The organism is Pseudomonas sp. P7759 (assembly GCF_013386445.1).
GTDB classification, from domain to species: domain Bacteria; phylum Pseudomonadota; class Gammaproteobacteria; order Pseudomonadales; family Pseudomonadaceae; genus Aquipseudomonas; species Aquipseudomonas azotoformans_A.
This window is the reverse complement of sequence record NZ_JACART010000053.1, coordinates 1-12,337: the sequence shown is the minus strand read 5'-3', so window position 1 is coordinate 12,337 and position 12,337 is coordinate 1. Positions and strand designations below refer to the sequence as shown.

General features: G+C 62.4%; 9 protein-coding genes and 1 pseudogene. 8 read left to right on the top strand and 2 right to left on the bottom strand.

The window, feature by feature from the left end; genetic code table 11:
• Positions 1 to 4: 4 nt before the first annotated feature.
• From HX823_RS27610 to HX823_RS27585, 6 genes are all read left to right on the top strand, one after another.
• Positions 5 to 1,321, top strand: coding sequence for an OprD family porin (locus tag HX823_RS27610; RefSeq protein ID WP_177077730.1), 1,317 nt, complete (start codon positions 5 to 7; stop codon positions 1,319 to 1,321).
• Positions 1,322 to 1,400: 79 nt separating this feature from the next.
• Positions 1,401 to 2,441: a hypothetical protein gene (locus tag HX823_RS27605; protein ID WP_256350284.1), complete on the top strand. Its 1,041-nt coding sequence runs from the start codon at positions 1,401 to 1,403 to the stop codon at positions 2,439 to 2,441.
• Positions 2,442 to 2,549: 108 nt separating this feature from the next.
• Positions 2,550 to 3,140: an antibiotic biosynthesis monooxygenase gene (locus HX823_RS27600; RefSeq protein WP_038844242.1), complete on the top strand. Its 591-nt coding sequence runs from the start codon at positions 2,550 to 2,552 to the stop codon at positions 3,138 to 3,140.
• On the top strand, positions 3,137 to 4,975 hold the full coding sequence (locus HX823_RS27595) for an amidohydrolase (protein ID WP_177077728.1): 1,839 nt from the start codon (positions 3,137 to 3,139) through the stop codon (positions 4,973 to 4,975). The genes HX823_RS27600 and HX823_RS27595 overlap by 4 nt, the downstream gene beginning before the upstream one ends.
• Before the next feature lie 27 nt (positions 4,976 to 5,002).
• Entirely contained in the window at positions 5,003 to 5,617 is a 615-nt protein-coding gene (ycaC, locus tag HX823_RS27590; RefSeq protein WP_016980087.1) for an isochorismate family cysteine hydrolase YcaC, read from the top strand.
• Between the two features lie 181 nt (positions 5,618 to 5,798).
• Positions 5,799 to 6,680 carry a LysR family transcriptional regulator gene (locus tag HX823_RS27585; RefSeq protein WP_038846116.1) on the top strand — a complete coding sequence of 294 codons (882 nt, stop codon included), beginning with the start codon at positions 5,799 to 5,801 and terminating at the stop codon, positions 6,678 to 6,680.
• Here HX823_RS27585 and HX823_RS27580 read toward each other — a convergent pair.
• Complete coding sequence (locus HX823_RS27580) at positions 6,667 to 7,704, bottom strand: AraC family transcriptional regulator (protein WP_038846118.1); 1,038 nt, start codon at positions 7,702 to 7,704, stop codon at positions 6,667 to 6,669. The genes HX823_RS27585 and HX823_RS27580 overlap by 14 nt on opposite strands.
• Before the next feature lies 1 nt (position 7,705).
• The gene (locus HX823_RS27575; protein WP_033897155.1) at positions 7,706 to 8,620 is read right to left on the bottom strand and encodes a GGDEF domain-containing protein; all 915 of its coding nucleotides are present in this window, start codon (positions 8,618 to 8,620) and stop codon (positions 7,706 to 7,708) included.
• A gap of 389 nt (positions 8,621 to 9,009) precedes the next feature.
• On the opposite strand from HX823_RS27575, the gene HX823_RS27570 reads away from it, so the two are divergent.
• Positions 9,010 to 11,523 (top strand): TonB-dependent receptor, encoded by a 2,514-nt coding sequence (locus HX823_RS27570; RefSeq protein ID WP_177077726.1) that lies wholly within the window; start codon positions 9,010 to 9,012, stop codon positions 11,521 to 11,523.
• Positions 11,524 to 11,667: 144 nt separating this feature from the next.
• Positions 11,668 to 12,337 (top strand): annotated as a pseudogene (locus HX823_RS27565) (3-phytase); the annotation flags it as partial.

The following is a 12,337-nucleotide window of genomic DNA, read 5'->3' as shown; positions in this document are numbered from 1 at the left end:
CTTCATGAACCACAAGACTTGCCTGGCGCTCGCCGTCTCCCTCGGCGCAGCGCAGCAGGCGGCTGCGTCGGGTTTTATCGACGACAGCAAAGCCAGCCTCGACCTGCGCAATTTCTATTACAACCAGGACACCCGCAACGCCAAGGCCGCCTCGGACAAGGAGTGGGGCCAGGCCTTCATGTTCAATTACCAGTCGGGTTTCACCGAGGGCACGGTCGGCCTGGGCGTGGATCTGCAAGAGTGGTACGGCCTGCGCCTGGACGCTTCGGGCCGGGCGGGCAAGGCCGGCGCAGACAATACCCCCGGCAGCGTCTTTCCGCTGGACGATGGCAAGGCCGCCCATGACTTCAGCAAGACCGGCATCACCGGCAAGATGCGGATCGCCCAGACCCAACTCAAGGCCGGCAGCCTGATGCCCAAGCTGCCCATCCTGACCACCGAAGACGGTCGCCTGTTGCCCCAGACCTTCCGGGGGTATCAAGTGGAGTCCAAGGACTTCAAGGACGTCAACCTGATCGCTGGCAAGATCGAGCAGGTGATGGACCGTAACTCCAGTAATGGCCAAGGGCTGTCGATTGCCGGTGCCAACGACCCCATCAAAGGCAAGGCGAGCAACCAGTTCTATTACGGCGGCGTGGACTACGCCGTCAGCAAGCAGTTGCAGGTGCAGTACTACTACGCGAGCCTCGAGAACTTTTACCAGCAGCATTTCCTCGGTTTGGTGCACAACTGGCAACTGCCGGTGGGCCAACTCAAGAGCGACCTGCGGTATTTCTACAGCACCGCCGACGGCAAGAATGGCAGCGCTGCCGGACGCGGCGAAGGTTATGTCAGCTCGGGTTACTACGGGCCGGGCGTCAATGCGGGCAAGGTCGACAACCGCCTGTGGAGCGCGATGTTCACCTATGCCTTGAGCGGGCACTCGCTGAGCCTCGGCTACCAGAAAACCAGCGGGCAAAGTGACTTCCCGCACATCAACCAGGGCCAGGGCCGCTCCCTGTACCTGATCACCAATTCCCAGTCGCTGAAGTTCGTGAATGCAGGCGAGCAGGCCACCGTCGGCAGCTACGCCTATGACTTTGCCAGCCTTGGCGTGCCGGGGCTGCGCTCCAGCGTGACTTACCTGCACGGCAGCCATATCCGCACCGCGAGTCGCGACAACCGTGAATGGGAGCGCGACTTGCGCCTGGATTACGTGATCCCCACCGGCACGTTGAAAGGCCTGGGATTTACCTGGCGCAGCGCAGTACTACGCGGTAACGACACGGCCGACAAGGACGAGACACGGTTGATTGTCAGCTACAGCATCCCGTTGCTCTAGCGCAGTGGAGTAGGCAAAAAGCGTGGGATTGGACCTGGGTTTTCCGCGGGCCAGTCCGTAGGGTCGCGAGGGAAAATCCATGAGTAAGGACGTTGCCATGTCACACGTACACAAGCTCAGCCACACCCGGCTCGAATGGCTCTGGCTGCTGCCATTCGCTGCCGTGCTCTATTACCCCTGGGCGCTGCAATGGAGCAACCAGGCCCATGTTGCCGAGGCTGGCGCGCCGGTGACGCTGGCGTTGATGTTGAGTGCCTATGCGGTGCCGGTGCTGGCGTTCTACTGCGTCTTCGTCACAGGCATGCAGCCGGTGATGACGGCACGCCTGGTACTTGCCCGCCGCCTGGCCTGCCTGGCCGTAGCCGCGCCGCCGGCCTACACGCTGATGGGCGTGTTGCTGTACCTGATGAAGATCAATGGCCATGACCTCTGGGTGTGGAGCGGCCTGTGGCTGGCGTTGATCGCCTACTTCTCGATGGTGTCGAGCACATTGCCGAGCATTGATTTCAGTCGGCACGCGCGTACCTACGTCAAGCTGCGGGTTGCCCATGGCATTGCGTCGGTGGCGATCCTGTTGGTGTTCCTGGCGCCACATCTGTTCAACCATTTGTTCGGCGTGCTGGGCAGCGATGCGCATCGGGCGGTGATGGAGGTGTTGCGCGGGGTCTACCGCAACGGCTGGCTGGAGCCGATCATCATTGTCACGTTCTTCTTCCAGATACTCAGCGGCCTGGTGCTGATCCGCCCCAGGACCCAGCAGCGCGCCGATCTGCTGGACGCCTTGCAGACGGCATCCGGCGCGTACCTGGCGCTGTTTATCGCCTCCCATATCAACTCAGTGTTCACCCTGGCACGCTACTTTGGCACCGACACCGATTACGCCTGGGCCGTGGCCGAACCGGTGGGCTTGCTGGCCGATGCCTGGAGTATCCGCCTGGTGCCGCATTACTCCCTGGCGGTGTTCCTGCTGATCGCACACCTGGCCTGCGGTTTGCGCGGGGTACTGCGCAACCATGGGGTGAGCGAAACACGTTGCGCGACCTTGACCTGGACGGTGATCGGGATCGGTGCGCTGGTGACACTGGTTATCACCGCCGGCATGCTCGGCGTACGCGTTTAGCTTGACTGGCATCCAACACAGCCTAAACAGCACGTACATCCAATTTTCCGCACTCCCAATCCCTGCAAACTCCCTCATCGCTGAAACATCAAGGCAGAGGGACACCCCATGGACCCAGCTACACAACCAGGCTCCGACGAAGTCGTCACCCTGGTGGTCAAACACCTGATCAAACCAGGCCGAGAAGCCGACTACGAAGCCTGGTTGCGCCGCATCGTACGCATCGCCGGCGCACGCCCAGGCCACCTGGGCGTCGATGTGGTACGCGGCAAGCAAGGCAACCTGGCGCTGTTCACCTGCGTATTACGCTACCGCTCCACAGAAGACCTCGAAACCTGGCTCGACTCCCCCGAACGCAAAACCCTGGTCGCCGAAGCCTCCCCCATGCTCGCCGACGGCGACAACACCGAAATCGGTGCGGTCAACGAATTCTGGTTCAACCCCGAAACCGAAAACGCTGCCAAGCCGCCACGCTGGAAACAGGCGGTGGTCACCCTGTTCGTGATCCTGCCGCTGACCCTGCTGGTGCCAATCATCTGGGGCCCGGTGTTGCGTCTGCACCCGTTCCTTTCCAATTACGTGGTCGCCACCTTCCTGATCACCCTGACCATCGTGCTGCTGGTGGTCTACCTGTTGATGCCGGCGGCCACCCGCCTGTTCGCTCCCTGGCTTGAAGCCTCTGTAAAGGAAACCCTATGAACGCCGATCTGATTCTGTTCAATGGCCAGTTCCACACCGTGGACCGTGAAAATCCGCGTGCCACGGCCGTTGCCATTCACCAGGGGCGATTCGTCGCCGTGGGCACCGACGGTGAAGCCATGGCCCTGCGCGGCAGTGGCACCCAGGTCATCGACCTCAAGGGCCGCACAGTGATCCCCGGCCTCAACGACTCGCACTTGCACCTGATCCGTGGCGGGCTGAACTACAACCTCGAACTGCGCTGGGAAGGCGTGCCGTCCCTGGCCGATGCCTTGCGCATGCTCAAGGACCAGGCGGACCGCACGCCGACGCCGCAATGGGTCCGCGTGGTGGGTGGCTGGAACGAATTCCAGTTTGCCGAGAAGCGCATGCCGACCCTGGAAGAACTCAACCAGGCCGCACCGGACACCCCGGTGTTCGTGCTGCACCTGTACGACCGTGCCTTGCTCAACCGCGCCGCGCTGCGTGTGGCCGGCTACACCAAGGACACGCCGAACCCGCCGGGCGGCGAGATCGTGCGCGACAGTAACGGCAACCCGACCGGCATGCTGGTAGCGCGTCCCAACGCGATGATCCTGTATTCGACCCTGGCCAAAGGCCCGAAACTGCCCCTGGAATACCAGGTCAACTCGACTCGCCAATTCATGCGTGAACTCAATCGCCTGGGCCTGACCAGTGCCATCGATGCCGGCGGTGGTTTCCAGAACTACCCCGATGACTACGCGGTGATCGAGCAACTGGCCAAGGACGAACAGTTGACGGTGCGCATCGCCTACAACCTGTTCACCCAGAAGCCCAAGGAAGAACTCAGCGACTTCAAGAACTGGACCGGCAGCGTCACCCTGCACCAGGGCGATGACTACCTGCGCCACAACGGCGCGGGCGAGATGCTGGTGTTCTCGGCGGCCGACTTCGAGGACTTTTTGGAGCCGCGTCCGGACCTGCCGTTGACCATGGAGCAGGAACTCGAACCGGTGGTACGCCACCTGGTGGAGCAGCGCTGGCCGTTCCGTTTGCACGCGACCTATGACGAGTCCATCTCGCGCATGCTCGACGTGTTCGAGAAGGTCAACCGCGACATTCCGTTCAATGGCTTGCCGTGGTTCTTCGACCATGCCGAAACCATCACCCCGAAAAACATCGAGCGTGTACGCGCCCTCGGCGGCGGTATTGCGATCCAGGACCGCATGGCGTTCCAGGGTGAGTACTTCGTCGAGCGTTACGGCGCCAAGGCGGCCGAAGCCACGCCGCCGATCAAGCGCATGCTTGCCGAAGGCGTGCCGGTCGGCGCGGGCACCGATGCGACGCGGGTGTCGAGCTACAACCCGTGGACTTCGCTGTACTGGATGGTCAGCGGTCGCACCGTTGGCGGCCTGGAGCTGCACGCCGAAGGCCTGCCGCGCCTTACTGCGTTGGAACTGTTCACCCATGGCAGCGCCTGGTTCTCGTCCGAGCAGGGCAAGAAGGGCCAGATCAAGGTCGGTCAACTGGCGGACGTGGCCGCGTTGTCAGCGGACTTCTTCAGTGTCGATGAAGAAGCGATCAAGTGGATTGAATCGGTGCTCACCGTGGTTGGCGGCAAGGTGGTCTACGGCGCCGGTGACTTCGAAGATTTCGCACCGCCCCGCGTGCCGGTGCTGCCGGACTGGTCGCCGGTGGTCAAGGTGCCGGGTCACTGGCGCCCAAGCTCGCCGTTGCAGGCTCAGGTTCACCAATGCAGCGGCCCGTGTGGCGTGCATGTCCACAGCCACGAAAAAGCGCGGCTTTCCAGCGTGCCGGTCAGCGACTTCCAGGGGTTCTGGGGTGCGTTTGGCTGTTCGTGCTTTGCTTTCTGATTTCCCATCCCCGTAAGGAGTTTAACCATGGCTAGCCCTCGTTTGAACAAAGATGACGCCGTTGTACTGTTGGTCGACCACCAGACTGGCCTGATCTCCCTGGTGCAGGATTTCTCGCCCAACGAATTCAAGAACAACGTCCTGGCCCTGGCCGATGTGGCGAAGTTCTTCAACCTGCCGACCATCCTCACCACCAGCTTCGAAAGCGGTCCCAACGGCCCACTGGTGCCGGAGCTGAAAGAACTGTTCCCGGACGCGCCATACATCGCCCGCCCTGGCCAGATCAACGCCTGGGACAACGAAGATTTCGTCAAGGCCGTCAAGGCCACCGGCCGCAAGCAGATCATCATCGCCGGTGTGGTGACCGATGTGTGCGTGGCGTTCCCGACCCTGTGTGCGCTGGAGGAAGGCTTTGAAGTGTTCGTGGTCACCGATGCGTCGGGCACCTTCAACGAAACCGTGCAACAGGCGGCCTGGGCACGCATGACCGCCGCCGGGGCACAATTGGTGAACTGGTTCGCGGTTGCCTGCGAATTGCAGCGCGACTGGCGCAACGACATGGAAGGCCTGGCCAACCTGCTGTCGCCGCGCATTCCCAACTACCGCAACCTGATGAACAGCTACTCGGCGTTTACCAAGTAACCCACCCGAAAAACACCGCAAAACCCTGTGGGAGCCGGGCTTGCCCGCGATGGCGGTGTGTCAGTCGACAGAAATGTTGGCTGGTACACCGCTATCGCAGGCAAGCCAGCTCCCACATTTTGCTTTGTGGTGTTGCGACTAACCGGTTATAAAACAGCCCATCGTCCACCGAGAAGCGACAATGAACCCCTTCGAAGACATGCGCCTGTTCTGCCAGGTCATGGAATCCGGCAGTTTCACTGCCGCCGCCGAGCAACTGGGCCTGTCCAAGCAGTTCGTCAGCCGCCGCCTGATCCAGCTGGAAGACCGCCTCGGCGTGCGTCTGCTCAACCGCTCCACGCGGCGTCTTGATGTCACCCCACTCGGCCAGAGTTACTACGAGTCCGCCTTGCGCCTGCTCGGTGAAGTCGAGCAAGTGGAGCAGGGCATCGCCGGGCAGAACAGCGAGCCCCGTGGCACCCTCCGCCTCAGCGCGCCGTTGTCGTTTGCCATGGCCCACCTGGGCTGCCTGTTGCCGTTGTTCCTGCAGCGCCACCCCCAAGTCTCGGTAGAGGTCGACTTGAGCGACCGTCCCGTGGACCTGATCGGCGAAGGCTACGACCTGGTGCTGCGCATCGGCACCCTGGAAGATTCCACCTTGATTGCCCGGCGTATCGCCAGCATCCCTCGGGTGTACTGTGCCAGCCCCGACTACCTGGCCCTGCGCGGTACGCCGCAAAAACCGGAAGACCTCTCTGACCACGACTGCCTGCCCTACGGCCATGGCCGCCAGGTGCAATGGCGCTTCAAGGGCAAATTGCAGGCGCTGAATGTGAGCGGGCGTATGCGCGTGAACAACGGCGACTTGCTGCGCGACACCGCCATCGCCGGCTTGGGTGTGACCTACCTGCCGACGTTTATCGTCGGCGATGCCTTGAAGGATGGTAGCCTGGTCACCGTCCTCGACGAGTTCGCCCCCGAAGCGCTGACATTGTCGGCGGTGTACCCGCAACACCGGCAAAGCTCGCGGCCGGTGCAGGCGCTGGTGGAGTTCCTGCGTGAACGCCTGGCTAGCGGCTGTTGAACAGCTGGCGGATCAGGTTGGGCGTGCTGCCGGTCCAGCGCTTGAATGAGCGGCGAAAGTTCGCCGCGTCGTTGAAGTTCAGGTACGCCGCCACTTCGTCATTGCTATAGCCCTTGACCTGATACAGGTGCAGCGCCACTTGCTTGCGCACACGGTCGACCTGCTGCTGAAAACCGGTGTCGTGCTTATGCAGCTTGCGCTTGAGGGTCGCCGGGCTCATGGCGAAGGCGTGCGCGGCCTGTTCCAGGCTCGGCGGCTGACGCACCTGATCGCGCAGGTAGTCGTAGAGACAATCCAGAAAACTGCCGGTGAAACCCAGCTGTTCGATCTGCTCGCGCGCTTGTTGGCGCGCCACCTGGCCGGCGGTGGCCGAGGCGCCCGGCCAGGCACGGGTGAGGTATTGGCGGGGGATGCTCAGCATGTCCAGCGGTCGCTCGAAACGCGTGTCTTCCCCCAAGTTCACCCAGTATTGCTCGACATAGCGCGGCTCGGCATGGCTGAAGCTGGCCGTCCATGGCAGGCGCTCGCCACTGAGCCATTGGCTCATGGCAACCAGTGAGGTCATGCTGGCTTCCAGCAAGAAGCGCCAGTGTTCGCCGGCACCGCAACTGTCCAGCCAGTACAGGTAGGCGTGGTGCTCATCCAGTTCCAGTTGCAGCGTCACCAACGGGCTGAGCAGCACCTGTTGCTGGATCAGGATGTCGAGTGCCTGGTGCAGGTTCTGCGCATGGCCCAACGCGTGACTGGCGGCGCCGTAATAGCCGGGCAACAGGCGTTGGCCAAACAGGAAGCTGCTGTCGTCGGCGTCGAGCAGTTTGCGGCTGTTGCCGATCAAACCGAGGAACTGCTGCGGACTCAGCCGCGCCGTGCCGGCCAGGATGTCTTCGTGGAACAAGCCGGTGCCGCGCAGCAGGCGGTGGCTGTCGATGTCCCGGGACAGGGCCAGGTCGATCAGCGTGGCGGGTTGGTAGTGCCCGGGGATGAAGCGACTGTCCGCTTCATACCAACTGGTCTTGACGGCCATCTCAGGCACTTTTCGCCAGGGGTTGCTTGGCCCTGGCCAGGGCCAGGTTGAGGCGCTTGAGCAAGTCGTGGGGCGGCTCGTCCAGCGCCATGACCACGGCGGTGGTTGCCGCCAGTTGTAGGCGCTCACCGTGCAGCCGGGTCTTGTGGGCCAGGCCACGCACGGCCTGCTGCAACTCCAGCGCCAGCTCCTTGGCCTGGCGCTCGCCGGTGTTGGGCAACAGCACCACAAACCGGTCACCGGCCAGGCGGCACAGCAGGTCCTGGCGGCGCAGGTTGAGCAACAGCAAATGGCTGAGCGCCTGCAACACCGCATCGCCCTCGGCATGCCCGTAGGCCTGGTTGATGGCGGCGAAGTTGTCCAGGTCCAGGGCCAGCAACGACAGCGGCTGTTGCTGCGCGTGGCTGTCGTGCAGGCTGTCGGCCAACTGGCGCTTGAGGTAGTCGGCACCGGCCAGCGGCGTGAGTTTGTCGAACAGCCGGTGTTCGCGGAACAACCGCTCGCGTTTTTCCATCTGCGCGCTGATCGCCAGTTGTTCGCGGTGCCAGTGGTAGATGCCGATGGTCAGCAGGATCATGCCCACCGGCATCGGCCCGGACTCCAGCCAGTGATCCCAGGTGATGCTGTCGGGCAGGCGGATGAACTCATCGAGGCTGTCGATCCACCAGGAGAAAAATATGCACGACAGGCCCAGCGCCAGGTAGTTGGTGACGCGCCCGGCAGGGCGGCTTTTCAGCACCAGGCCCAGCCACACCAACGCCAACAGCGCAGAGCCGCCTTCGCCGAAGATATCCAGCCACACCCATTCGCTGAAGCTCTTGAGCTCCCCACAGGCCAGGTGCAGGATCAGCCCGAGGTTGGCGGCGATCAGCAGCAGGGAGAGTTTCCAGCGGTGGGGTTTGAGCACGGAAAACATGGCCGCGAGTCCTTGGGCAAAAAAGCGATGGGCGCCAGCACAGCAGATGGATGTGACGGTTGCGTGACGGTGGGGAGGGGTCGAATCAGCTCATGGCATACACACAATCTCCTGCCAAACACAAAACAAATGTGGGAGCGGGCTTGCTCGCGAATACGGTGGATCAGCCACACATGTGCTAGCTGCAATACCGCATTCGCGAGCAAGCCCGCTCCCACATTTTGATCGAGGTCATTTCAGCTCATTTGCTCGCCGGAACAAGCTAAAAACCGCGATTTACGTGGCTTTGCGCCAACCCCTGTCACAGAACCGTCATCCCCCACCCCTAGCGTGCCCTCCCAGTTGCCGGGCCTCTTGCCTGGCGCCAATGGATTCTTGGGGAGGATTGCATGTACAAGCGCACCGGGCTCGTCGGCTTCACGCTTACTGCCTTGGCCCTGGCGATGGCCAGCGAGCGGCTTTGGGCGGCCGAAGTGGCCAACACCGAGCACGTCGAAGTGGTCGGCCAGGCGGCAGCCATTGATCAGGCGCTCAAGGAGCAACGCAGCGCCGACAGCATCAAGAGCGTGGTGCATGCCGACGGCGTGGCCCAGTTGCCGGATGAGAACGTCGCGGAAGCAGCGCAGCGCCTGCCGGGTATCAGCGTGGAGCGCGACCAGGGCGAAGGGCGCTTTGTCAGCGTGCGCGGCCTCGGCCCGGACCTCAACAGCGTGACCATCAACGGCACCCTGGTGCCCGCCCCGGAAAGCGCACGCCGCGCGGTGGCCCTCGATGTGCTGCCTTCGGAGCTGGTGCAGTCGCTGTCGGTGATCAAGACCCTCACCCCGGACATGGACGCCAACTCCCTGGGCGGCACCGTTGATGTGCAAAGCCTGTCGGCCTTCGACCACAAGGGCCTGTTCTACACCGGCAGCACCGAGGCCAGCTACGACAAGAACACAAGCCAGACCAGCCCCAAGTTTTCCGGCGCCGCCAGTAACCGTTTCAGCCTCGGCGACGGCATCGACAATTTCGGCGTGGCCGCCGCGCTGAGTTGGCAGAAGCGTGACTTCGGCTCGGACAACGTCGAAACCGGCGGCGCCTGGGATTTCACCAATGGCGCCAAGCTCAATGAATTCGAGCAACGCGACTACGACATCAGCCGCGAACGTGCCGGTGGCGGCCTGAACTTCGACTACAAGCCCGATGACCTCAGCAGCTACTACCTGCGCACCCTCTACAGCCGCTACAAAGACACCGAGACCCGCAACGCCACCAGCCTCGAATTTGCCGACCCGCTGGCCGCCGGCGAACTGGGCGATGCCGAGGCCAAGCGCAAGCTGAAGAACCGCGAAGAAACCCAGGAGATCCAGTCCTACGTATTCGGCGGCGAGCGCATGCTCGGCCTGTGGACCCTGAGCGGCCAGGCCGGCTACAGCCAGTCCAGCGAAGACAGCCCGGCGCACATCGCCGGTGCCACCTTCGACGGCGGCGACTTTGCCAACAGCGGCTTCTATGACAAGGACAAACCCCGCCCGATCATCGGCAGCGGCTTCTACGACCCGCGCAACTTCACCCTCGACAAGGTCGACTGGGAAAAACAGAACACCCAGGACACCGAGAAAAACCTGCGCCTGGACCTGGCCCGCGACTACGACCTGAGCGGTTATGCGTCCCAGGTGAAGTTCGGCGGCAAGGTCAGCCGTCGCAACAAGGACAACGATCTGGAGGCCTGGGTCTACAAAGACTTCGACACCCTCGGTTTTACCGCCGACCAGCTCAACCTCAGCCAGTTCCAGAAGGGCAATGTCGACTATCGCCTGGGCAACTACGGGCCTGGCATCAGCCCCAGCAGCATCAAGCAGCTGATCGGCAGCCTCAACGCTGCGGACTTCTATGACGAGACCGAGTCCCGGGTCAACGACTTCACTATCCGTGAAGACATCAACGCCGGCTACCTGATGAACACCGTTGATATCGACGACTGGCGCTTCATCGCCGGCCTGCGTTACGAGGGCACCGAGTTCGAAGCCAAGGGTACTGGCGCCACCGATGGTGTGTTCACGCCCACCGAGACCAAGCGCCGCTATCACCACTGGCTGCCGGGCCTGCATGCGCGCTACCAGATCGACAAGAACACCCAGGTGCGTGCGGCCTGGACCAAATCGGTGGTGCGCCCGACCTTCGGCCAGTTGGCGCCGGGGTTCGTGATCGACGATGACGAAGCCACTTTTGGCAACCCGGACCTCAAGCCCCTGGAATCGAGCAACCTGGACCTGGGCATCGAACATTTCATGGGCCGCGCCGGCACCGTATCGGCATTCGTGTTCTACAAGGACATCAAGAACTTCGTCTACAACACCGACCTGGCCGGCACCGGGGCCTGGACCAACTTTTCCGAGGCGCATACCTACGCCAACGGCGACAGCGCCAAGCTCTACGGCCTGGAACTGGCCTACTCACAGAAATTCGATTGGCTGCCGGCACCGTGGAACGGCCTGCTGGTCGGTGCCAACACCACGTTCAGCCGTTCCAGTGCTGACATTGAAGGCTTCGACAGCACCAGCGGCGCGAATCGCAAGCGCAACATCAGCCTGCCCAATCAGTCGGACACCGTCGGCAACCTGATGCTCGGTTGGGAAAACGACAAGCTCAGCCTGCGTCTCTCGGCCAACTACAAATCGGCCTACCTCTTTGAGCTGGCCTCGATCAACGACAAGGCCCACGACCTGCATGTCGACGCCCAGACCTTCGTCGATTTCAGCGCGCGCTATTCGCTGACCAAGAACCTGCAAGTCAGCTTCGAGGCCCAGAACCTTACCGATGAGTCCTACTTCGTCTACACCGGCCACCGCAGCTACAACGGCCAGTACGAAGAGTATGGCCCGACTTACAAAGTAGGCCTGACCTTCACCCATTTTTGAATTCAACCACTTTCCAAATGTGGGAGCGGGCTTGCTCGCGAAAGCGGTGTGTCAGGCAGCGGATTCATCAACTGAGTCGCCGCCTTCGCGAGCAAGCCCGCTCCCACAGTAGATCTCCAGTGTTTTCAAAGGATTTGTTTGTTCATGAGAATTTCCAAGTTGTATTTGCTGATCGCTCTAGCAACCTGTGGTCCAGCCATGGCCGCCGACCTGGCGCTGGTCCCTTGGGCGCCAAACCTGAATGCCGAAGCGGTGGCCTTCCTACCTGGCGGCCCCCAGCGCCTGGCCGCCAGCACCCGCGACGGCCTGCAATTGCTCGACCACCAAGGTGCCGAACTGGCCCGCTTCAAAGGCAATTTCAGCAGCCTTGACACCCGCGCTGCTGGCACCCAGGTGCTGGTAGCCAGCCTCGACAACGACCGCCAGCAAGCGCTGTTGGTGAGCCTTGATGCCGCGAGCAAAACCTTTGGCAAACCGCTGTACCTGCCCACCCGCGACTACCCGGTCAATGGCCTGTGCCTGTTCCGCGACGCAGCCGCCAACCTGTTTGTGTTCCTGGTGGGGGAAGAGGGCAAGGGCGAGCAATGGCTGGTAGGCAACGGTTCGACGTTGTTAGGCGAGCCTCAGCGCGTGCGCGGTTTGCCATTGCCGCCGTCGGCACAGTTCTGCCAGGTGGATGACGCGACCCAACAGTTGCTGGTCAATGAAGAAAACGTCGGCTGGTGGGCCTACCCGGCGCACCCGGAGGCGGAGGTGAAACGCACGCCGGTGGCATTGTTCGACAACCCCAAACGCGAGGCCGGCGCCATGGCGC